The organism is Clavibacter sp. VKM Ac-2872 (genome assembly GCF_015351105.1).
Classification (GTDB): Bacteria; Actinomycetota; Actinomycetes; order Actinomycetales; family Microbacteriaceae; genus Clavibacter.
Genome location: NZ_JADKRR010000001.1, coordinates 1,257,728 through 1,279,298, shown reverse-complemented (window position 1 = coordinate 1,279,298; position 21,571 = coordinate 1,257,728). Strand labels below are relative to the sequence as shown.

The window sequence follows — 21,571 nt, the reverse complement described above, 5'->3', positions numbered from 1 at the left end:
CGCGGAAGGAGCGCCTCATGACCGCCAGCACCCAGGGACTGCATCACGTGACCGCCATCGGCGGCGACCCGCAGCGGAACGTCGACTTCTACGTGCGCGCGATGGGCCTCCGGCTCGTCAAGCGCACCGTGAACTTCGACAGTCCCGGCAGCTACCACCTCTACTACGGCGACACCGAGGGCCGCCCGGGATCCCTCCTCACCTTCTTCCCGTGGAAGGGCGTGCCGGCGGGCCGCGTCGGCGCGGGACAGTCCACGACGACCGCGTTCTCCGTGCCCGCGGGCAGCCTCGGCTGGTGGGCCGAGCACCTCAGCGCCAACGGCGTCGCGTCGTCGATCTCGTCGACCGGATCCGAGGAGGAGCGCCTCTCCCTCCGCGACCCCGACGGCCTGCAGATCGACCTCGTGGCCTCCTCCGTCGTCGACCCGCGCGCCCCGTGGGACTCGGCCGACGTCCCCGCCGAGCACGCGATCCGCGGCCAGCACTCCTCGGTGCTCACCGTGCGGGATCCTGCCGGCACCGCCTCCGTCCTCACCGACGACCTCGGGCTCCGGCTGGTGGACGAGCGCGACGGCCGCTTCCGCTTCGCCGCGGGCGACGGCGGGCCCGGCGCGATCGTCGACCTCGTCGCCGACCCGGGCGCACAGCAGGGCCTCACGGCCGGCGGCACCGTGCACCACGTCGCGTTCCGCGTGCCCGGCCGCGTCGAGCAGCAGGCGTGGCGCGACGAGCTGGCGGATCGCGGGCACCAGGTGACGCAGATCCTCGACCGGCAGTACTTCACCTCCATCTACTTCCGCGAGCCCGGCGGCGTGCTGTTCGAGATCGCGACGGACACCCCCGGCTTCGACATCGACGAGCCGCTGCTCGAGCTCGGCCGCAGCCTCCGCCTCCCGCCGTGGCTCGAGCCCAGCCGCGCGGACATCGAGGCCGCGGTGCCGCCGCTCCGCATGCCCGACGAGGAGGCCGCCTCGGCCGAGGGACCCGCCGCGTGAGCGCGCTCCTCGACGCGACGCCGCACGAGTTCCAGCGGGGCGCGGACACCGGGCCCGTGATCCTCGGCCTCCACGGCACGGGCGCCGACGAGCGGCAGGGCCTCGAGCTCGCGCGGCTCCTCGCGCCCGGGCAGCCCGTGCTGGCACCGCGCGGGAGCGTGCGCGAGGGATCCGCCGCCCGCTGGTTCCGCCGCCACGCGGAGGGCGTCTTCGACGTGGACGACGTGGTCGCGCGGGCGGCCGAGCTCGCCGACCTGGTCGCCGAGGCCCGGTCGGCCTACGCCATCGACGGGCGCGCGATCCTCGCGGTCGGATTCTCGAACGGGGCGAACATGGCGCTGGCGACCACGCTGCTGCACCCGTGGGCGCTGCCCGAGACGATCGCCTTCTCCGCGCGCTGGCCGCTCGGCGACCGGGCGCCGGCCGCCGACCTGGCGGGCACGCGCATCACGCTCCTCAACGGCGACGCCGACGCCATGGCGCCGCTCGTCGACGTGGAGCGGACGGTGCGCGAGGCCGTCGCCCTCGGGTCCGACGTCGTGTCGCGCGTGCGGCCCGGCGGGCACGGGCTCGACGCGCGGGACCTGGACGCGGCCCGCGCGCGGATCCGCACCGGCTGACCGCGCCGCGGCCCGACCCGCCCCGGCGACCCGCACGACTCCCCCCTGGGGACGAGGCGCGGGGGCCGTCAGGAGGACGCGCGGGCGCGCGCGGTCGGCGAGCCTGGGGTCACCGCCCGCCCGGGCGCTGAGATCAGGAGGATCCCGTGCCCGTGTCCGTCTCCCCCACCACCGCCCCCGTCCGACCCGTCGCGGCCGTCGACGGTGCCCTGCTCCCGGGCGATCCGGCCTGCGTCGCCTTCGCGGGCAGCGCCGACGGCTTCCGCCATGCGGGCACGCGCAGCCTCGAGGTCGACCTCGCCCCGCTCCTCGCCGCGGCCCTGGCCGCCTGACGCCCGTCGACACGCCCCTGATTGGGGGTGCGGGAGACGGCCCGGCCGGGCGTGCGGGCTTCCCGGCCGGCCCGAGCGCCGCCTAACCTGGGCCGAGGAGCAGTTCCCCCACCTGGGGAACGCTCTCTTGAGGAGCACCATGTCGTCGACCCCGCCGCCCGCGTCCCCGACGTCGGTCACCCCGTCGTCCGATGAGCCCGGCTGGTTCGGCGACGGCGAGGGCAACCAGCGCTTCTGGGACGGCACCCGCTGGACGTCGCTCGTCTCCAGCCGCCGCGTCTTCCCCGGCCGGGCGTCCTCGACGCCCGAGCCCAAGCTGATCTCCGAGTCGCCTCTGCCCGAGGACTACGCGCCCGCTGCGGCACCGCTCGACCCGCCCGCGGGATCCGCCGTCGACGCGTCCGTGGACGCCCCTCTCGGCGCACCCCTCGCACCGCCCACGGGCGCTCCCGTCGCGCCGCCCGCGGGCTACCCGATGGCACCGCCCACCGGCGCCCCCGTCGCTCCTCCCACCGGCCTGCCGATGGAGCCCCCGCCCGGTGCGCCGCAGGACGCCCCGGCCCCCGCTCCGCGCACCTCGTCCGTGGCCGGCAGCTTCGCGCCGCCGCGCCCAGCGACGAGCGCCGCCTCCGCCCCGGTCCCGCGCGCCGCCGCCACCGCGCCGGCCCTGCGCGGCCGCAGCACCTGGCCGTGGGCCGCGCTCGCGGTCGCCGCGGTGCTGGTCGTGGCCGCCGCCCTCATCGCCGGGATCCCCGGCCTCCTCATCGCGCTCGGCGTCGTCGCGCTCGTGGCGGGCCTCGTCCCGCTGATCCGCAGCGGTGCCGCCTGGATCCCGGGCGTCCGCACGCGGGCGACCGGCGGCGTCGCGGCCGGTCTCGCCCTCCTGCTCATCGCGGGCGGCGCGGTCGCCTCCGTCCTCCCCTCGGCGCGCGACGACGTCGCGGACTCCGACACCATCGAGATCTCCGACTCCCGTCCGGTGCCGAACGCGACGGATCCGGCCAACCCGCTCCCGGTCTCGGCCGACGGCCTGGTCGAGATGGTGGACGTGACGCGCATGAGCGGGGCCGACGCGGGTGACACGCTCGCCGCGTCCGGCTTTGGCATCGCGTTCGCGGGCTCCGGCGGCGGCGCGTTCGTCCGCCAGGACGTCGGCATCGTCGCCAGCCAGGATCCGGCCCCCGGCACGCGCGTCGCGCCCGGCACGGTGGTGACCCTCACGCTCGCCACCCCCGCCCCGGACCGCATCGCGCTCCCGGTCGTCCCGAAGGCGCCGAACATCCCGTCACGACCCGGCACGCGACCCGGCACGGGGACGTTCACCCCGGGTGGTGGAGGCGGCACCGGCACCGGGGGCGGCGGCAGCACGGGCGGCGGCACCGGCACCGGCAGCGGCGGGACCGGCAGCGACCCGGTGCCGACGACCGATCCCCAGCCGACGACGGACCCGGTGCCGACGACCGACCCGGTGCCGACGACCGATCCCGTGGACCCCGCGCCCACCGATCCGCCCGCGACCACCGATCCCGTGGACCCTGCGCCCACCGATCCGCCCACGACCACGGATCCGGTCGACCCCGGCCCCGACCCGAGTCCCGCTCCGACCGACGCCCCGAGCGACCCGACCCCGGAGGGCTAGGCCTCCGTCCCCGCTGCGGCCGACGCATCGCCCGGCTCGGCGGATCCGGCGAGGACCCCCGTCCCCGTCGTCCGCAGGTGCGCCCGCTGCCCGTCGCGGTCGAGGATCGTGAGGATCTCGACGACCCCGCGGTGGGCGCCGATCGCGTGCGGCACCATGGTCGAGAACTCGGCCGCGTCGCCCGCCTCCACCAGGATCGTCCGCTCCCCCAGCTGCAGCCGGGCCGTCCCGGACAGGACGGTGAACCAGTCCCGGCCGGGGTGCACGCCGAGCTCGTCCACCGGGACGGGGCGCGTCGGCGTCATGCGCATCTTCGCCACGAACGGGCCCGACCCGCTGGCCCCGCCGCGCGAGAGGATCCACGTCGTGCGCCCCGCCTGCGCGTCCTCCTGCGGGCGGATCACCACGTCGGCGTCGTCGCCCGACTCGATGAGCGCGTCGAGCGACGTCTCGAGGGCCCGGGCGATGGGCACGAGCTGGTCGAGCGCGATGCGCCGGTGACCCGTCTCGATGCGGCTGAGCGTCGACGGGCTGAGGAAGCACCGTGCGGCGAGCACGTCGAGCGACCAGCCGCGGGCCTCACGGAGGCTGCGGATGCGCTGGCGGATGAGGGCGTCGAGATCGGGCTCTTGCGTCATGGGCAAGATCGTATGCGTTTGGAGCAGGAGTGCGCCACCCTGGATCCATGACCCACGCGCACCACGCCCACGCCCACGCCCACGCCGCCGACGACCCCTCGCTCGCCCGCATGCTCGACCTCGACGCGCGGGTCCTGCACCGCCATCAGCTCGAGCTGACCGCCTGGGTCCGCCGCCTCGCACGTGACACCCCCGGCCGCGTGGTCGTCGACCTCGGCGCGGGGACCGGCACCGGCACGGTCGCGCTCGCGCGGCGCTGCGAGCGGGCCGTGGTGCACGCCGTCGACGCGAGCCCCGCCATGCTCGACCGGGTCGCGGAGCGCGCCGTCGTCGACGGGCTCGCCGACCGGATCCGCCCCGTGCACGCCGACCTCGACGCGGGCTGGCCCGCGCTGCCGCCGGCCGACGTGGTGGGGGCGTCGCTGATGCTGCACGAGGTCGCCGACCCCGCGAGGCTCCTCGCGCGCGTCCACGACGGCCTGGCGCCGGGTGGGATCCTCGTCGTCGTCGAGATGGACGGCCCGCCCCGCTTCCTGCCCGACCGGCTCGATCCCGCCCTCGTCCGCCCCGGCCTCGCCGACCGCCTCGACGACGCGGTCACGCACGGCGGCACGGGCGGCCCGTCGCACCCGGACTGGGCGCCGTGGCTGCGGGACGCCGGCCTCGTCGACGTCACGACGCGCGCGTTCCGCATCGATCCTGACCCCGCGGATCCGATCGCCGCCGCCGCGACGCTCCCCTATGCCCGCGCGTGGCTGGCCCGCGTGCGCGAGCGCGCGGCCGACCGGCTCGACGCCGCCGACCGCGCCGCCCTCGACGCGCTCCTCGACGACGACGGCCCGCACGCCCTGGCGCGGACCCCCGACCTGCGGCTGCGCGGATCCCGCACGGCGTACGTCGGGCGCCGCCCCCGGTGACCCGGCCTGTCCGCCGATCCGCCCGCCGTGGGGCCCGGGGCGCCCCCGACCCCCTACCGTTGAGGCATGAGCACTGACGACACCGCATCCACCCCCGACGCGGACGCCGCCCCCCGCACGACCTTCAGCGACCTCGGTCTCTCCGACCAGGTGCTGAAGGCACTCAAGGACGTGGGCTACGAGACGCCCTCCGCGATCCAGGCGGCCACGATCCCCTCCCTCCTCTCCGGCCGCGACGTCCTCGGCGTCGCCCAGACCGGCACGGGCAAGACGGCCGCGTTCGCGCTGCCGATCCTCTCCAACCTCGACGTCTCGCAGAAGACCCCGCAGGCCCTCGTGCTCGCGCCCACCCGCGAGCTCGCGCTCCAGGTGTGCGAGGCGTTCGAGCGCTACGCGTCCGGCATGCGCGGCGTGCACGTGCTGCCCGTCTACGGAGGCCAGGGCTACGGCGTGCAGCTGTCGGCGCTGCGTCGCGGCGTGCACGTGGTCGTCGGCACCCCCGGCCGGATCATGGACCACCTCGACAAGGGCACCCTCGACCTCTCGCAGCTGAAGTTCCTCGTGCTCGACGAAGCCGACGAGATGCTCAAGATGGGCTTCGCGGAGGACGTGGAGACGATCCTCGCGGACACCCCGAAGTCGAAGCAGATCGCGCTGTTCTCGGCGACCATGCCCGCGCAGATCCGTCGCATCTCGGGCAAGTACCTGCAGGACCCCGAGGAGATCACGGTCAAGAACAAGACCACGACCTCGGCGAACACCACGCAGCGCTACCTGATGGTGTCGTACCCGCAGAAGGTCGACGCCCTCACGCGCATCCTCGAGACCGAGAACTTCGAGGGCATGATCGTGTTCGTCCGCACCAAGAACGAGACGGAGACGCTCGCCGAGAAGCTCCGCGCCCGCGGGTACGCGGCCGCCGCCATCTCCGGCGACGTCGCGCAGGCCCAGCGCGAGCGCACGGTCGAGCAGCTGAAGTCCGGCAAGCTCGACATCCTCGTCGCGACCGACGTCGCGGCCCGCGGGCTCGACGTCGACCGGATCAGCCACGTCGTCAACTACGACATCCCCATCGACACCGAGTCGTACGTGCACCGCATCGGCCGCACGGGACGCGCGGGACGCAGCGGCGCGGCGATCAGCTTCGTCACGCCCCGCGAGCGTCGTCTCCTCACCGCCATCGAGCGGGCCACGCGCCAGCCGCTCACCGAGATGCGCATGCCGAGCGCGGAGGACGTGAACGTCACGCGCCTCTCCCGCTTCGACGACGCCATCACCGCGGCCCTCGCCGACCGCGAGCGCCTCGACGCCTTCCGCGACATCGTGGGCCACTACGTGAACCACCACGACGTCGTCGAGTCCGACGTGGCCGCCGCGCTCGCGATCGTGGCGCAGGGCGACACCCCGCTGCTGCTCTCGGCCGACGACCTCCGTCCGCCGCGCGTCGAGCGCGAGCGCCGCGACGACCGCCCGTCCCGCGACGGCGACGACCGCGGCGAGCGTCGCGCCCGTCCCGCGCGCGGCAGCGGCAACATGGCGACGTACCGCATCGACGTCGGCCGCCGCCACCGCGTGGAGCCCCGCCAGATCGTGGGCGCGCTCGCCAACGAGGGCGGCTTCAGCCGCGAGGACTTCGGCCACATCGACATCCGCCCCGACTTCTCGCTCGTCGAGCTGCCGGTCGGCCTGTCGCAGGACAAGCTCGACAAGCTCGCGAGCACGGTCATCAACGGCCGCCCGATCGACATCCGCCCCGACCGCGGCGGCCCCCGTGCCGCCGAGCGCGGTGCGGCGCCCGAGCGTCGGGGTCGCAAGCCCCGCGACTGATCCGCGTCCCACGACGACGGCCCGTCCCCTTCCCGAGGGGGCGGGCCGTCGTCGTGCGGGTTTCGCCCTCGATCCTGTCGGCGGGCGTCGCTCTCAGCGGTCCGGCCTCGGACGCTGGACGCGGCGCACGAGGACGTAGACGATGGCGATCCCCGCTGCCGCGAAGCAGAGGCCCCGGCCGCGCAGGTCCTCGAAGTCCGAGCTCGCGAGCAGGATGATCCCCGCGACCTCGAGCCCCGAGGTGATCACGAGGGTCGCGGTGAACAGGATGCGGTGTCGCGTCGTCATGCCGATCGGATCCCGTCCATCGCGCGACGGCCGGGCGCCGTCGAGGGAGATGATGGCGCACTGCCCGCCACCCGCGTCCGCGCACTCCCCCGCGTGCACGTCGTCGCGGCCACGGATCGATGACCGGGCCCTCCGGTACCGTGGCGCGATGGATCCCGTGACCCTCCGCACCCCGCGTCTCGTCCTCCGTCCTCCCGCGCTCGAGGACGTCGACGCCATCGCGGCCGCGTGCCAGGACCCGGCGATCCAGCGCTACGTGCCCGTCCCCGTGCCGTACGCGCGCGAGGATGCGGTCTCCTACGTCTCCGGCTTCTGCGCCGACGGCTGGGCCTCGGGCGAGCGCCTCACCTGGGCCGTGCTCGAGGGTGGTGAGCCCGTCGGCACCGTGGGGCTGCACGACATCGCGGACGGCGCTGCCGAGATCGGGTACTGGCTGGCGCCGGGAGCACGCGGCCGCGGGATCATGCGCGAGGCGGCCGCTGCGGTCGTCGATCACGGGTTCGACGCGGCGACGGGGCTCGGCGTCGCCCGGATCGGGTGGCGCGCGTACGGCGGGAACACCGGATCCGCCGCCGTCGCCCGCGCGCTCGGCTTCCGCTTCGAGGGGGTCGCCCGCCTCGGCGCCCTGGGTCGCGACGGCCGCGAGGACGACTGGCTCGCGGGGCTCCTCGCGACCGACGACCGCACGCCACCGCCGTGGCCGGTGCTCGCGTGACGACCGGCCTCCTCGGGCGCGATGTCGCGGTCACGACCGCCGACGGACGCCGCCTTCGCGCGATGGTCGCGGGTGACGGCGACGACCTCGTGGTCCTGGAGGCCGGTCTCGGCGGCAGCGGGCTCACGTGGGGGCTCGTGCACGGGATCCTCGCCCGCACCCACCGCGTCGTCGCGTACGACCGCGCGGGGCTCGGCGGCAGCGACCCGGATCCCGCGCCCCGCGACCTCGACCGGCTCGCCGACGACCTGGAGGCGGTGATCGCCGCGTTCCCGCATCGCCGGCTGGTGCTCGCCGGGCACAGCTGGGGCGGTCCGATCGTGCGCGTGGCGGCGGCGCGGCGGATCGCGCGCGGGCTGCCGACCGCGGGTGTCGTGCTGGTGGACCCGAGCGACGAGCGTGCCCGCGCCTACGCGACGCGCGCCGTGCGGGCCGCCTTCGGCGTGCAGGCGGCGCTCCTCGTCCCGCTCGCGCGGCTCGGGCTGCTGCGCCGGCTGCACCGGGTCGCCCTCGCCGGCCTTCCGACCCCGCTCCTGACCGCCGCCGCCGACGCCGCCGGCTCCGTGCGGGCGGCACGCGCCACGGCCGCCGAGCAGCGGCACCTCCTGCCGGGCCTCGCCGCGATGCCGGCGCTGCTCGGCTCCGCCGATGCGCTCCCGGGCGTGCCGGTCCGCGTGATCTCCGGCACGTCCGACGGCCCGCTCACCCGCGGCCAGCGGCGCGACCTCGTGCGCGCGCACCGGGAGTCCGCGGGCGCAGCCGAGCAGGGCGCGTGGATCCCGGCCCCGCGGTCGGAGCACATGGTGCCCGTCACGGACCCGGAGGTGGTCGCCGCCGCGGTCACCGCCCTGCTCTGACGTCGCCGCGCCGGAGTCAGCCGCGCACGCGCCGCAGCTCCAGCACGCCCGGGATCAGCTGCCGGGTCGGGATCCGCCCGCGCGCGAAGTCGCCCCACACCTGCCGCACCCGGCGGGCGTCGCGCTGGATCCCGGCCCAGTCCGCCCCCGCGAGCAGGCCAGCGCCGCGCCACGCCTCCTCGTCGCCGAACAGGAGCGGGAGGTCCACGGTGTGCGCGGCGCCGAAGGGGCTGCCGGGCGCCGACCAGCGGATCACGTAGCGGTGCGCCGTGCCGCCGGCGCGCGCGTGGCGGCGGGCGAAGCGACGACCCGGGACGCCGTAGACGATGCCCGTGACCGCGGCGACGGCCGCACGCCGCACGAGCGGGCCGACCACCGGCAGGCGCGTCAGGCGCGCGAGCCACGGGATCCCCGGCAGGAACAGCCGCGCCTCCTCGGCCGTGCTGCCGATGAGCACGTCCACGCCGGGCGCGGCGCGATCCCACGCCGCGTCGATGTCGGACTCGGGCGGCAGCGGCGCGTGCCCGTACTGCGTGCCGAACGGCATCGCGCCGGGGAGCCCGAACGGCGCGGCGGCGCGCTCGACCTCGGCCTGCCGCGCGAGCACCTCCGCCACGGGCATCTCGGCAGTGAGCCCGCGGGACGCGCGCGCCATCGCGGCGGCCATGCGGCGCCGGCCCCGTGAGATGCCGAGCGGCGCGCTCTGCACGATCGCCCGCCGGAACAGGCCCGCGGCCGCGGGCACGGCCATCAGGTGCGCGACCGCGTCCCCGCCCGCCGACTGCCCGAACGCGGTGACGCGATCCGGGTCCCCGCCGAAGGCGCGGATGTTGCGCGCGACCCAGTGGAGCGCCTCGAGCTGGTCGAGGAGGCCGAGGTTCGCCGGCCGGTCGCGCCCGTCCCCGAGGTAGCCGAGGAGCCCGAGCCGGTAGGTGACCGTGACGACCACGACGCGCTGCTCGGCGACGAGCGGCGCCGGATCCATGATCGGCACGTCCCCCGCGCCCGACACGTAGGAGCCGCCGTGGATCCACACCATCACCGGCAGCGCGTCGTCGGGCGCCGCGTCGCGCGGCATCGTCACGGAGACGCGCAGGCAGTCCTCGTCGACGGCGAGGTCGGAGAAGCTCCCGAGCACCGCGTCGAGCTCCTCCATGGGCGGCTGCGGGCACGCGGGCGCCCACGCCGTGGCGTCGCGCGGCGCCGTCCAGTCGGGGTGCGGCACCGGCGGCATGAAGCGGTCGGCCATGGCGTACGGGATGCCGGTCGCGCGGACGACGTCGCCGTCCGCCCAGCCGACGACGGGGCCGCAGGGCGGCGTGAAGGCGGTCATCTTGTCGACGTTACCGTTCGGGAGGCGTTCGCCGGCAGGCCCGCGGAGGCCCCGGATCCCGGTGCTACCGTGACGCCATGCCCCGCCTGATCGACCACGCCCGCCGCGAGGACGAGCTCGCCGAGGCGGTCTGGCGGGTCATCCGCCGCGAGGGCGCGAGCGGCGTCTCCGTCCGCACGGTCGCGGCCGAGGCGGGCCTCTCGACGGGATCCCTGCGCCACAGCTTCCCCAGCCGCATCGACCTCGTGGCCCACGCGACCGGGCTGGTGGCCCGGCGGATCGACGCGCGCATCCGGGCGCGGCGCGCCGACCCGGACGCCCGACGCCGGGCCGTGCGCATCCTCGCGGAGCACCTGCCGCTGGACGACGCGCGCCGCGCCGAGGTCGAGGTCACCGCGGCGCTCCTCGCGGATGCCGCCTCGCACCCGCGGCTGCGCGAGGTGCGCGCCGCCGCGCACGCGGCCGCGCGGGAGACGTGCCTCGAGCAGCTCGCTCAGCTGCGGGCGGCCGGCCTGCTGCGACCCGACGCGGATCCCGACGCGGAGGCCGACCACCTGCAGGCGCTGCTCGCGGGCCTCGCGCTGCAGCTGCTCGTCGACGAGCCGGACGCGGCCCGCAGCGCCCGCGCGCTGGGCGTGCTCGAGCGGCACATCGATGCGCTCGTCGCCCGCCGCGTCGAACGGCGCGCGTCCGTGGACGCCTAGCGCGCCGCCGGGCCGCCCGCGACGCCGCTGAGACGGCCGCGCAGCTCCTCGACGCGCGCCCGGATGTCGTCGCGCACGAGCCGCATCCGCTCCATGCCGTCGATGCCGCGCGCGGAGGGCTCGTCCGTGATCCACGTCTCGACCGCGACGTCCTGGTCGCCGTCCACGTGCGCCTCCGCGCCGAGCACGACCACGAGGTCGGCCTCGCGCACCATATCGTCGGTGAGCGGCTTCGGGCGCTCGCCCGCGACGTCGATGCCGAGCTCGGCGAGCGACTCCACGGCGAGCGCGTTCAGCGAGGATCCGGGATCCGTGCCCGCCGACGTGACGACGACGGCGTCGCCCGCCGCGTGGCGCATGAGGGCCGCCGCGAGCTGGGACTTGCCGCCGTTGCGGGCGCAGACGAAGACGACGTGCGGGATGCGCTCGGCCATGGGACCTCCGGTCGGGACGTCGCCCGCGGGCGGGCGTCCCGTCGATCCTGGCAGACCCGCGCGCCCGGTCCTCGACATCGGTACAGCCAGTGCTGTACCGTCATCGCATGCCCGCCCTCGCTCCCCGTCTCGACGTCATGACCCGGCTCGGCCGGGCGCTCGCGGATCCGACCCGGGCGCGGATCCTCATGGAGCTGCTCGACGGCCCCGCCTACCCCGCGCTCCTCGCCGACGCCCTCGGCCTCACGCGCCAGAACGTGTCCAACCACCTCGCCTGTCTGCGCGGCTGCGGAATCGTGCGCACGGTGGCCGAGGGGCGCAGCCAGCGCTACGAGATCCGGGACCCGCGCATCGCCCGCGGCCTCGGCGCGCTCGTGGAGGTCGTGCTCGCGGTGGACGACGACCGGGCGTGCGCGGACCCCGCGCTCTGCGACCCCGGCTGCTGCGCGGTGGACGCGTGAGCGCGCCGGCGGCGACGCCCGGCCTCACGGTCGCGCGCCGAGACGTCCTGCGCCGCCGCATCCGCGGGATCGTCGCGGGCACCATCGCGTGGAACGCGGTCGAGGCCGTGGTCGCCCTCACAGCCGGCGCCGCGGCGTCCTCGACCGCGCTCGTCGCCTTCGGGCTCGACTCGATCGTGGAGGTGCTCGCCGCATCCGCCGTCGCGTGGCAGTTCTCCGCGCCGGATCCGGAGACGCGCGAGCGCACGGCCCTGCGGCTCATCGCGGTGTCGTTCCTCGGGCTCGCGGCCTACGTCAGCGTGGACGCCGTGCTCGCGCTGGCAGGCGGATCGGCGGCACGGCCCAGCACCACGGGCATCGTGCTCGCGGCGCTGAGCCTCGCCGTGATGCCGGCGCTCAGCCTGCTCGAGCGGCGCACCGGCACCGAGCTCGGCTCCGCGAGCGCGGTCGCCGACTCGCGGCAGACCCTCGTGTGCGCCTGGCTCTCCGCGGCGCTCCTCGTCGGGCTGCTGCTCGACGCGGGGCTCGGCTGGTGGTGGGCGGATCCGGTCGCCGGGCTCGTCATCGCGGCGTTCGCCGTCCGCGAGGGCGTCGAGGCGTGGCGCGGCGACGCGTGCACCGTGCCCGTCGCCGCGCTCACGGGCGAGCGCGCGCAGGACGACGCCTACCGCTGACGCCGAGAGGGGCGGCCGGGCATCGCGCCCGGCCGCCGCTCCCTCACCGGGACAGCTGCACGGCTCCCGTCGCCCGCTGGTACGCGGCGAAGTACTTGTCGCCCATCGCCCGCGCGCCGGCGGCGGTGTAGTGGATCGAGTCCTCGGCCCTGCTGTACCCCGACGCTCCCGGGATGTACGACACGTTCGCCCGCAGCGCGGGCATGCCCTGCTGCGCGGTGTCGATGCCCTGGCGCAGCGACGACACGTTCAGCCACTCGGGCACCATGCCGCCGATGAGGAACGGCACCGCGCCGTACCGCGTGTTCAGCCGGTCGACGAGGTCGAGCAGCATCGACTGGTAGCCGGCCGCGTTCGTGCGGGTCGCGTCCGACTCGCCCTGGGCCCAGACGACCGCGACGAGCCGGTTGTCGGGATCCTGCGCGAGCGCCGCGTCGATCTGCCCGAGCGCGCGCGTGAACAGGTTGATGCGCGACCGGGTGTCCGCCGGGTTCCAGGCGTAGGTGCCGTCGCCCGTCATCGACGTGGACGCCATCGCGGCGGGGACGAGCAGCACCTTCCGGCCCGGGCGGGCGTCGGCGAGCAGGTGCCGGCCGAGCTCCATCCCGGGGCCGACGGCCTGCACGCCTCCGGAGGTCGTCCAGGTCGTCACGTGGCTCAGCGAGTCCTCGGCGGGGATGATCTGCCCGGCCTTGGCGCCGCTGCCGGCGAGCTGGTCGAGCCCGGGCACGCTGACGTCGACGGACGGATCCCACCCCGTGCCGACGCCCTGCGCGTTCGACTGGCCGAGGATCACGACGACGTCGTAGCCCTCCCCCGTCGAGGCGATCTGGCGCGGGACGGAGGTGCGGGATGTCGGCGCGTAGCCGTCGGCCCGCCCGGTGACGGTCACGGTGATCTGCGACCCGGCGTCGCGCGGAGCCGGCACGTAGGTCGACGCGGTGCGGCCGGGCACCACGACGCCGTTGCGCTGCCACACGTAGATGAGCGTGGTCGCCTCGGGGGTCCAGGCCGGCGTCTCGGCCGTGAGGGTGGATCCGACGGACGCGTCACCCGTGATCGTCGGGGTCGGCGCATCCGTGAACGGCTGGTCGTCGGGCGACGGCGCGGGCTCGGCGGGCGGGACGTCGAGGGCGTCGACCGCGGCGGCGGTCGGATCGCTCGTGCGGCTCGTCGCCTTGTAGCCGGAGCGCGTGCCCGTGACGGTCACGGTGATCCGCGACCCGGCGTCCGTGCGGCGCACGGTGTAGGTCGCGTCGGTCGCGCCGAGCACCGTGACGCCGTCCCGGGCCCACGCGTAGGAGTAGGCGGTGGCCTCGGGAGTCCACGCGGGCGTCTCCACCCGCAGGGGGCTGCCGGCGACCGGCGACCCCTGGATCACGGGCGCCGTCGTCGCCTCGAACGGGATGGCCGGCGCGGGCGGCGGCGGCGTGACGGGCGTCGCGACGACGGCGACGGGATCGCTCGTCACGGTCTGCGTGATGTAGCCCGTCTTCGTGCCGGTGACGGCGACGGAGATGCCCGTGCCGACGTCACCCGCCACCACGCGGTAGCTCGGACCGGTCTGGTCCGGGATCACGACGCCGTCGCGCAGCCACGCGTAGGAGAAGGACGGCCACGGCGACCAGGTGCCGGACTTGGCGTTCAGCGTGTAGTCCACGCGACCGAGGCCCGTGATCGACGGGGTGCCCACGGTCGGGAACGCGACGTCGGGGGCGGGCGTCGGGTCGGGCGTGGGCACGGTGGGCTCCGGCGTCGACTCGGGCAGCGGCACGAGGAGGCCGTCGCTCGCGAGGGACTGCGTGACGTAGCCGGTCTTCGTGCCGGTGACGATCACGGCGATGGTGGTGCCCTGGTCGCCCTCCTGCACGCGGTACGTGACGGCGGTCTGGCCGTCGATCGCGACGCCGTCCCGGGTCCACTGGTAGGAGAAGGCCGGCCAGGGGGTCCAGACGCCAGCGCGCGCGGACAGCGTGAAGCCGACGCGGGCGGTCCCGGCGATGGTCGGGGTGGCGGCGGCCGAGAACGCGGCGTCCTCGGTCGGGGCGGTGGGATCCGGGGTCGGGACGGGCGTCGTCGCGGTCGGCGTCGGCGTCGGCGTGCCCGGCGTCGCCGTGGGCGTGGGGGTCGGCGCGGGCGTGCCCGGCGTCGCCGTGGGGGTCGGCGCGGGCGTGGTCGGCGCCGGGGTGGGCGTCGGCGTGCTGGCGGCGGGGACCTGGAGCTCGGCGCTCGTCAGGGACTGCGTCGCGTAGCCGGTCTTCGTGCCGGTGACGGTGACGCTGATGCGGGATCCCGCGTCCCCGGCCTGCACGCGGTACGTCACGCCGGCCTGCCCGGCGATGAGGACGCCGTCGCGGAGCCACGCGTAGGAGAACGTGGGCCACGGGGTCCACACCCCGGCGCGCGCGGACAGCGTGAAGCCGACGCGCGCGGTACCGGCGATCGTCGGCGTCGCGGCCGCGCTGAAGGGCGCGGCGGCGGGCGTCGTCGGCTCGGGGGTGGGTGCGGTCGTGGGGATCGGGGTCGGAGCCTGCGTCGGCGCGACCGTCGGCGTCGGCGTCGGCGTCGGCGTGGGCGCCTGCGTCGGCGCGACCGTGGGGGTCGGCGTGGGGACGGTCGTCGGCGTCGTGGTCGGAGCCACCGTCGGCGCCGCGCCCGGCACCGTCACCGCGTCGCTCGTCCGAGGCGTCGTCGAATACCCGGTCTTCGTGCCGGTGACCGTCACGGCGAGCGCCGCGCCGCGGTCCGCATCGGTGACGCGGTAGGTGACGCCGGTCTGCCCGGCGATGAGCACGCCGTCCCGGGTCCAGGAGTAGGAGAAGGTCGGCCACGGGGTCCAGGTTCCGGACCGTGCGGTGAGCGTGAAGCCCACCTGCGGGGATCCGGCGATGGTGGGCGTCGGGGCAGCCGTGAACGGCGCGACGACGGGCGTCGGCACGGCCGCGGTCGGCGCGCTGGTCTGGGTGGTCGTGTCGTAGCCGGAGCGGCTGCCCGTGACGGCGACCGTGATGACGGACCCCGCGTCGGCGGCGCGCACCGTGTACGCGGTGCTCGTCTGCCCGCTCACGGGCACGCCGTCGACGAGCCACGCGTACGTGCTGCTGGTCGCGGTCGGGGTCCAGCGCGCCGTGGTGGCGAGGAGGCGCTGGCCGATGACGGCCTTGCCGGTGATGACCGGCGCAGGCGTCGCGGTGAACGGCGCGGCGGCCGCGGTGGCCTGCAGCAGGCGCATCATCGACGCGGTGGTCGGCGCACCGTCGGTCGCGGCCGGCTGCACGACGCCCGTGCCGGGCGCGATGACGCGCGCGGACGACGCGGCGGTGCCCGCCGTCGCGGCCTCGGCCGGAACCGCGGACGGCTCGACGGCGACGAGCAGAGTCACCCCGAGGCTGAGCCCCGTGATGGCGGCGATGAGACGTGCGCGTGCGCGTGCGGATGCGGTGCGCATCCCCCGTGTCGAGGCACGGCGGACGGCAGAGTGGTGCTCCCCCAATTGATCCCCCCAGATCGTCGAGGTGAATTCCACCTCATGCGGAAATGCTTGCACATCGCGGCGGTGATGCGTGACACGTGTCCGGTGAGGACCCCACGCACGCCCGCCTCACAGGCGATGCACATGCCACGTGCACGACGGACGTCCCCCACACGCGGTCTCCCGCGCCAGCGCACGGTGCCCGCCGCCGACGCCCGCCCACAGCTCCCGCCCGAAGGCGCCGCGTACCGTGGAGGGCGACCTGCCCCGCCCGTCGGATCCCCGTGGATCCCCCTGCCCCGGAAGGCCCCATGACCGACGCCCCGCACCCCGACGCCGCCCCGCCCGCCGAGCCAGGGGCCCGCCCCGCGGCTCCGTCCTCCGCCGCCACCGCATCCGCATCCGCCCCCGCTCCGGCCGCCGGGTTCGCGGCGCTCGTCCACGGCACGCGCGACCGCTCCGACCGCCCGTCCCGCCTCGGCCGCCTCTTCGCCGTCGTCGCGGTGGTCGAGGCGGTCACGTGGACCGGCCTCCTGGTGGGCATGTTCCTCAAGTACGTGACGCAGACGACCGAGCTCGGCGTCTACGTCTTCGGTCGCCTGCACGGCGCCGCGTTCGTCCTCTACGTGATCGTCACGGCCGTCGCCGCGATCCGCCTGCGCTGGGGCTGGAAGCCCGCGCTCCTCGCGGGCGTCGCCGCGATCCCGCCGCTCGCGACGCTGCCGCTCGAGGTCGGGCTGCGTCGTCGGGGATACCTGCGGCAGCCGGCCGACGCGGTCGACGTCGGAACGAGCCGGACCCCTGCCGCAGCGGCGTCGCCCGACGCCGCGACCTCGCGGCGCTGACCGCCGCGGATCGCCGCCCGCCTCCTGTTCAGACCCCGGTGTAGCGCCCCGGGCGGTGGTTGAGCGCGAGCACCAGGTTGAGCAGCACCGCGCCGAGCGCCGACATCACGACGCCGCCGAGGGACACGACCGTGAGGCCGAGCAGGATCACGATCACGTCGAGGATCATCTGCGCGTACCCGGCCCGGAAGCCGAGCCGCTCCTGCACGATGAGCGCGACGATGTTGAAGCCGCCGAGGCTGGATCCGTGGCGGAACACCACGAGCAGCCCGATGCCCACGAGCAGGTTCCCCGCGAGCACGCCGTAGACGGGCTGCAGGGCCAGGCTCGTGACCATGGCCGGGTGCAGCGTCGAGAACAGCGACACGAGCGCGACCGAGACGGCCGTGCGGATCGTGAACCGCCACCCCTTCTTCCACACGGCGAGCGCGAAGAACGGCGCGTTGACCACGAAGAACAGCACCCCGAACGGCAGCACGCCCGTGTAGCTCAGCAGCAGGGCGAGACCCGCGGTGCCACCCGTGACCGCGCCGGCGTCGCGCAGCAGGAACAGCCCGAACGACGCGACGAACGTGCCGGTGAGGATCCCCAGCACGTCCTCGAAGACCGAGTGCGGGATCCCCGCGGTCGTCGGCTCGCCGGGGGCGACGACGGGCGGCGCGGGTAGGGGCTCGGACGCGGAAGCGGTCATGGCGGTCTCCGGGGTGGGGGGACGGGATCCGCGCGGGCGGTCGTGCCGCGTTCCGCGCAGGGACCAGCATGGCGGATCGGCGGGGTCCCCCGGCGCGGCGTGCCGCCCCCACCGGCCCGGTGCTGCGGTCTCAGCCGAAGGGCTCCGCGGATGGGCCCACGTCGAAGAACGCCACGGGCCCCTTCCTCTGTCGACCGGTGATCGAGCCGAACGACAGGCGCTGCCACCGCGTCAGGCGCTCCCACGAGCGGTCGGACTGCCGGACGAACCACGCCCTGGCCTCCTCCCACGCCTCGGGGGACGCGTCCCACCGGACGTCGAGCGCGGTGGTGACGACGTCGATGAGACCGCCCTCGGGGCCGGGCAGGAACCCCGAGTCGGGCATGATCACCATCCAGTCGTCATCGCCGTCGCCGTACCGCAGCTCCGCGGGGAGCATCAGGCGGTAGGCGTCGGGACCGAGCTCGTCGTCCCCGTTCATGGTCCGCGCCAGGACCCACGGGTGCGGGTATCCGGGCAGCCGGATGCGCCCGGCGATCCCGGCTGGCAGCCAGTCCTCGTATGGCGGGACGGCGGCATTTCGGAGGAAGGAACGGGGAGCGTACGGCTCCACCTCGGCCGTCATCCCCCCGCCCGTGCCCGTGCGGCGGCGAGCCGCTCGGAGCGCGAGGGATCGCGCAGCGGCTCGCCGTCGTCGTCCACGAGCTGCCCGGGCGCCGCGCACGCGTCCAGGGGGGCGATGCGGCGGGCCCGGGGCGGGGCGGTGTCCGCTCGGCCGATCACCGGGATCCGGAGCCGCGACGCCAGGACGTGCGCGCCGCGCGCGAGCCGACGACGGCGGGTGCTGCGGCGGACGGTGTCGACGACGTCCACCGCCACCTGCACGGCGTCGGTCTGCCACTGCATGGAGAGCGCCAGCGGGAAGGACAGCAGGTGCTCGCGCACGTCGGCGAAGTCGCGCAGGCCGCGGAATCCGCCGAGGACCTCCCGCGGGATCTCCCGCATGCGGTACGCCGACTGCTCCGGCCACTCCCGGCGGCAGGAGGCGGCGTTCCGGACGGCGGTCTCGAGCGCGGTCACGTCGTCCGACAGCTCGTCGAGCTCGTCGGGCTCGGCGGTCCACAGGGCCCAGCGGGCCCGCCACGGCAGGAGGCGGAACGATCCGCTCACCCACATGGACGACACGGTGCCGTCGTCGTCGATCCACATGGTGCGCTCTCCCGGGTCAGCGACATGCGCTGTCGTCGAGCGGGCCGGCCTCGGAGGGAGGACGCCCCGGGAGGCACGGCCTCCGCGAGCGTACGGAGCGGGCGGTGGATCGCGGGCGCCGATCGCACAGGCGGGCGCTCGTCATCCGACGCGTCCGACGCGCCGTCAGTCCGCGAAGATCGCCCCCACCGGCTCGCGCTTCTCGGCCTGGAAGCGGTCCTCCGCGCGGCCGAGCGCCCAGTAGGCGGAGAGCGAGAGGGCACGCCGGTCGATGCCCCAGCCGTCCTGCAGCAGCGCGCGCAGCTCCTTCATCGCGCCGCGCTCGCCGTGCGCGAAGACCTCGACCTCGCCGCCCGGCCGCGGGAGGGCGCGGGCAGCGTCGACGAGGAGCGCGCCCGGCACCGCGTCGGGCGTGCGGGAGCGGTGGATCCAGCGCAGCTCGAGACCGGCGGGATGCGCGAGCGGCAGCTCGTCGGCGGGACCCTCCACCTCGAGGAGGGCGACGCCCGTCGCGTCCGCGGGCATCGCGGCGAGCGCGGCGGCGATCGCGGGCACGGCCGAGTCGTCGCCGATCAGCAGCCGCGTCACCGCGGGGTCCTCGCTCGGCCGGAACAGGCCGCCGGGGCCGCTCGCCGCGAGCACGTCGCCGGGCTGCGCCGACGCCGCCCAGGGGCCCGCGAGCCCGTCGTCGCCGTGCACCACGAAGTCGATGGCGCACGTGCCCGCGACCGGATCCGCGTGGCGCAGCGTGTAGGTCCGCACCGCGGGCAGCGCCTCGGCCGGCAGCGTGTCGCGGAGGGCGGGCAGGTCGAACGGCGGGACGAGCCCGGATCCCGGCTGCGGCAGCATCAGCTTCACGTAGGCGTCGGTCGCGGCGAGCCGCTCGGGGACCGCCTGCTCCAGCAGAGCGCGCGTCCCCTCCCCGCCGAGGTGCACCCGGACGAGGTGCGGGCTGAGGCGCTCCGTGCGGGTCACCTCGAGGACGTGCTGGGCGCGCGCGGCGCGGACGGGACGGTCGGGGACGAGAGGGGCGAGCAAGGCGGGCAGGGCGGCGGGTGCGGCGGAGTCGGTCATCGAGGATCCATCCTCCGCTCCCCCGCGGCCCCGGGCAACGTGGAGGCGCGGCGCGGCGCGTGCCGACACGGGCCGGGACCCCGGCTGCGCGTGCGCCTACACTGGCCGCGTGGTCGACATCGTCGTCACGGGGCTAAGCGCCAACTCCGTGCCGTACATCGAGGCCCTCGAGCGTCAGCGTGCCCTGCATGCCGACGTCGTCGCGGGCCGGGCGCAGGACACCGTCATCCTCCTCGAGCATCCCAGCGTGTACACCGCGGGGAGGCGCACCGAGCCGGAGGACAGGCCGCGCGACGGCACGCCGGTGATCGACGTCGACCGCGGCGGCCGCATCACCTGGCACGGGCCGGGCCAGCTGGTCGGCTACCCGATCGTGCGGCTGCCGGAGCCCCTCGACGTCGTGGCCCACGTGCGCCGCCTCGAGGACGCGCTCATCGCCCTCCTCGCCGACCTCGAGATCGCGTCGTGCCGCGTCGACGGCCGCTCGGGCGTCTGGATCCGCGGAACCGCCCCCGACGGCAGCCCGCGCGACGAGAAGGTCGCCGCCATCGGCGTCCGCGTCGCCGAGCGCGTCACGATGCACGGCTTCGCGCTCAACTGCAGCAACGCGTTCGACGCCTACGACCGCATCGTCCCGTGCGGGATCCGCGACGCCGGCGTCACCTCGATCAGCCGCGCCCTCGGCCGCACGGTCACCCCGGCCGACGTGGTCCCCCTCCTCCGCCCGCACCTCGTGCGCGCCCTCTCCTCGAACGGATCCGCCATGCCCTCCACCGCTCCCCACTCCCCTGTCACCGGAGCACGCGCATGAGCGCCGCCGCTCCCGACGGGCGCCGCATGCTCCGCCTCGAGGTGCGGAACGCCGAGACCCCGATCGAGAAGAAGCCGGGGTGGATCAAGACCACGGCGCGCATGGGGCCCGAGTACCAGGCGCTCCAGCAGCTCGTGAAGACGGAGGACCTGCACACCGTGTGCCAGGAGGCCGCCTGCCCGAACATCTACGAGTGCTGGGAGGACCGGGAGGCGACGTTCCTCATCGGCGGATCCCAGTGCACGCGCCGCTGCGACTTCTGCCAGATCGACACCGGCAAGCCCGCCGACTACGACACCGACGAGCCGCGCCGCGTCGCCGACTCGGTGCGCCGCATGGGCCTCCGCTACGCGACCGTGACGGGCGTCGCGCGCGACGACCTGCCCGACGAGGGCGCGTGGCTGCACGCCGAGACCGTGCGGCGGATCCACGCCGACAACCCGGGCACGGGCGTCGAGATCCTCGCGACCGACTTCTCGGGGAACCCCGACCTGCTGGCCGAGGTCTTCTCCTCGCGCCCGGAGGTCTTCGCGCACAACGTGGAGACGGTGCCGCGCATCTTCAAGCGGATCCGCCCGGCGTTCCGGTACGAGCGCTCGCTCGACGTGATCACCCAGGGCCGGGACGCGGGCCTCATCACCAAGTCGAACCTCATCCTCGGCATGGGCGAGACGCGCGAGGAGGTGTCCGAGGCGCTCGTCGACCTGCGCGGCGCGGGCTGCGACATCATCACCGTCACGCAGTACCTGCGTCCGAGCCCGCGGCACCTGCCCGTCGCGCGCTGGGTGCGGCCGGAGGAGTTCGTGGAGATCAAGGAGGAGGCCGAGGCGATCGGGTTCCTCGGCGTGCTCGCGGGCCCGCTCGTGCGCTCGTCGTACCGCGCGGGCCGGCTGTGGGCGCAGTCGATGGCCGCCAAGGGCCGGGCGCTGCCCGCTGGGCTCGAGCACCTCGCCGATCCGACGCGCGGGTTCGCGCAGGCCGTCGGCTGACGCCCGGCGATCCCTCCCCGGCCGCGGACCTGTCGGGTCGCTGACG

Annotated in this window: 23 protein-coding genes; 14 read left to right on the top strand and 9 right to left on the bottom strand. The window is 75.8% G+C overall.

Translation table 11 applies throughout. From position 1 onward, the window contains the following. The first annotated feature begins 17 nt into the window (after positions 1-17). From ITJ40_RS06090 to ITJ40_RS06075, 4 genes are all read left to right on the top strand, one after another. Entirely contained in the window at positions 18-995 is a 978-nt protein-coding gene (locus ITJ40_RS06090; RefSeq protein ID WP_194666201.1) for a ring-cleaving dioxygenase, read from the top strand. Next, positions 992-1,615, top strand: a complete 624-nt coding sequence (locus ITJ40_RS06085) for a carboxylesterase (RefSeq protein ID WP_194666200.1) — start codon at positions 992-994, stop codon at positions 1,613-1,615. The genes ITJ40_RS06090 and ITJ40_RS06085 overlap by 4 nt, the downstream gene beginning before the upstream one ends. 152 nt (positions 1,616-1,767) lie before the next feature. Beyond that, entirely contained in the window at positions 1,768-1,947 is a 180-nt protein-coding gene (locus ITJ40_RS06080) for a hypothetical protein (protein ID WP_194666199.1), read from the top strand. 139 nt (positions 1,948-2,086) lie between these two features. Further along, a complete protein-coding gene (locus ITJ40_RS06075) occupies positions 2,087-3,586 on the top strand; it encodes a PASTA domain-containing protein (RefSeq protein ID WP_194666198.1) in 1,500 nt (499 codons plus the stop codon). On the opposite strand, the gene ITJ40_RS06070 is transcribed toward ITJ40_RS06075, so the two are convergent. Beyond that, positions 3,583-4,224 (bottom strand): helix-turn-helix domain-containing protein, encoded by a 642-nt coding sequence (locus ITJ40_RS06070; RefSeq protein WP_194666197.1) that lies wholly within the window; start codon positions 4,222-4,224, stop codon positions 3,583-3,585. The genes ITJ40_RS06075 and ITJ40_RS06070 overlap by 4 nt on opposite strands. A gap of 47 nt (positions 4,225-4,271) precedes the next feature. Between ITJ40_RS06070 and ITJ40_RS06065 the strand changes: the two genes are divergently transcribed. Both ITJ40_RS06065 and ITJ40_RS06060 read left to right on the top strand, forming a co-directional pair. Next, positions 4,272-5,141, top strand: coding sequence for a trans-aconitate 2-methyltransferase (locus ITJ40_RS06065; protein ID WP_194666196.1), 870 nt, complete (start codon positions 4,272-4,274; stop codon positions 5,139-5,141). Between the two features lie 66 nt (positions 5,142-5,207). Further along, a complete protein-coding gene (locus ITJ40_RS06060) occupies positions 5,208-6,968 on the top strand; it encodes a DEAD/DEAH box helicase (RefSeq protein ID WP_194666195.1) in 1,761 nt (586 codons plus the stop codon). 93 nt (positions 6,969-7,061) lie between these two features. On the opposite strand, the gene ITJ40_RS06055 is transcribed toward ITJ40_RS06060, so the two are convergent. Continuing rightward, entirely contained in the window at positions 7,062-7,256 is a 195-nt protein-coding gene (locus ITJ40_RS06055) for a hypothetical protein (RefSeq protein ID WP_194666194.1), read from the bottom strand. Between the two features lie 148 nt (positions 7,257-7,404). Between ITJ40_RS06055 and ITJ40_RS06050 the strand changes: the two genes are divergently transcribed. Both ITJ40_RS06050 and ITJ40_RS06045 read left to right on the top strand, forming a co-directional pair. Next, positions 7,405-7,971: a GNAT family N-acetyltransferase gene (locus ITJ40_RS06050; protein ID WP_194666193.1), complete on the top strand. Its 567-nt coding sequence runs from the start codon at positions 7,405-7,407 to the stop codon at positions 7,969-7,971. Then, positions 7,968-8,828 (top strand): alpha/beta fold hydrolase, encoded by an 861-nt coding sequence (locus tag ITJ40_RS06045; protein ID WP_370531999.1) that lies wholly within the window; start codon positions 7,968-7,970, stop codon positions 8,826-8,828. The genes ITJ40_RS06050 and ITJ40_RS06045 overlap by 4 nt, the downstream gene beginning before the upstream one ends. A gap of 16 nt (positions 8,829-8,844) precedes the next feature. Here the strand turns inward: ITJ40_RS06045 and ITJ40_RS06040 are convergent, their stop codons facing one another. Beyond that, complete coding sequence (locus ITJ40_RS06040) at positions 8,845-10,161, bottom strand: carboxylesterase family protein (RefSeq protein ID WP_194666191.1); 1,317 nt, start codon at positions 10,159-10,161, stop codon at positions 8,845-8,847. Between the two features lie 77 nt (positions 10,162-10,238). Between ITJ40_RS06040 and ITJ40_RS06035 the strand changes: the two genes are divergently transcribed. After that, positions 10,239-10,865 carry a TetR/AcrR family transcriptional regulator gene (locus tag ITJ40_RS06035; RefSeq protein WP_194666190.1) on the top strand — a complete coding sequence of 209 codons (627 nt, stop codon included), beginning with the start codon at positions 10,239-10,241 and terminating at the stop codon, positions 10,863-10,865. Here the strand turns inward: ITJ40_RS06035 and ITJ40_RS06030 are convergent. Further along, positions 10,862-11,299, bottom strand: a complete 438-nt coding sequence (locus ITJ40_RS06030) for a low molecular weight phosphatase family protein (protein WP_194666189.1) — start codon at positions 11,297-11,299, stop codon at positions 10,862-10,864. The genes ITJ40_RS06035 and ITJ40_RS06030 overlap by 4 nt on opposite strands. A gap of 107 nt (positions 11,300-11,406) precedes the next feature. Between ITJ40_RS06030 and ITJ40_RS06025 the strand changes: the two genes are divergently transcribed. Then, entirely contained in the window at positions 11,407-11,760 is a 354-nt protein-coding gene (locus ITJ40_RS06025) for a helix-turn-helix transcriptional regulator (RefSeq protein WP_194666188.1), read from the top strand. Beyond that, positions 11,757-12,434, top strand: a complete 678-nt coding sequence (locus ITJ40_RS06020; protein WP_194666187.1) for a cation transporter — start codon at positions 11,757-11,759, stop codon at positions 12,432-12,434. The genes ITJ40_RS06025 and ITJ40_RS06020 overlap by 4 nt, the downstream gene beginning before the upstream one ends. A 43-nt stretch (positions 12,435-12,477) precedes the next feature. On the opposite strand, the gene ITJ40_RS06015 is transcribed toward ITJ40_RS06020, so the two are convergent. After that, a complete protein-coding gene (locus tag ITJ40_RS06015; RefSeq protein WP_228511832.1) occupies positions 12,478-15,882 on the bottom strand; it encodes a sialate O-acetylesterase in 3,405 nt (1,134 codons plus the stop codon). A 335-nt stretch (positions 15,883-16,217) separates the two neighbouring features. Here ITJ40_RS06015 and ITJ40_RS16995 point away from each other — a divergent pair, with 335 nt between their 5' ends. Next, positions 16,218-16,751: a DUF3817 domain-containing protein gene (locus ITJ40_RS16995; RefSeq protein WP_228511830.1), complete on the top strand. Its 534-nt coding sequence runs from the start codon at positions 16,218-16,220 to the stop codon at positions 16,749-16,751. 28 nt (positions 16,752-16,779) lie between these two features. On the opposite strand, the gene ITJ40_RS06005 is transcribed toward ITJ40_RS16995, so the two are convergent. The 4 genes from ITJ40_RS06005 to ITJ40_RS05990 all read right to left on the bottom strand — a co-directional run bounded on the left by ITJ40_RS06005 (position 16,780) and on the right by ITJ40_RS05990 (position 19,725). Beyond that, positions 16,780-17,442: a YitT family protein gene (locus ITJ40_RS06005; RefSeq protein WP_194666186.1), complete on the bottom strand. Its 663-nt coding sequence runs from the start codon at positions 17,440-17,442 to the stop codon at positions 16,780-16,782. A gap of 130 nt (positions 17,443-17,572) precedes the next feature. After that, positions 17,573-18,067: a hypothetical protein gene (locus ITJ40_RS06000; RefSeq protein ID WP_194666185.1), complete on the bottom strand. Its 495-nt coding sequence runs from the start codon at positions 18,065-18,067 to the stop codon at positions 17,573-17,575. Then, complete coding sequence (locus tag ITJ40_RS05995; protein WP_194666184.1) at positions 18,064-18,651, bottom strand: hypothetical protein; 588 nt, start codon at positions 18,649-18,651, stop codon at positions 18,064-18,066. Before ITJ40_RS05995 ends, ITJ40_RS06000 begins: the two co-directional genes overlap by 4 nt. 165 nt (positions 18,652-18,816) lie before the next feature. Next, the gene (locus tag ITJ40_RS05990) at positions 18,817-19,725 is read right to left on the bottom strand and encodes a siderophore-interacting protein (RefSeq protein WP_194666183.1); all 909 of its coding nucleotides are present in this window, start codon (positions 19,723-19,725) and stop codon (positions 18,817-18,819) included. A 109-nt stretch (positions 19,726-19,834) separates the two neighbouring features. Between ITJ40_RS05990 and lipB the strand changes: the two genes are divergently transcribed. Continuing rightward, positions 19,835-20,536 carry a lipoyl(octanoyl) transferase LipB gene (gene lipB, locus ITJ40_RS05985; RefSeq protein WP_194666182.1) on the top strand — a complete coding sequence of 234 codons (702 nt, stop codon included), beginning with the start codon at positions 19,835-19,837 and terminating at the stop codon, positions 20,534-20,536. Next, on the top strand, positions 20,533-21,525 hold the full coding sequence (lipA, locus tag ITJ40_RS05980; protein WP_194666181.1) for a lipoyl synthase: 993 nt from the start codon (positions 20,533-20,535) through the stop codon (positions 21,523-21,525). The genes lipB and lipA overlap by 4 nt, the downstream gene beginning before the upstream one ends. Positions 21,526-21,571 lie beyond the last annotated feature (46 nt).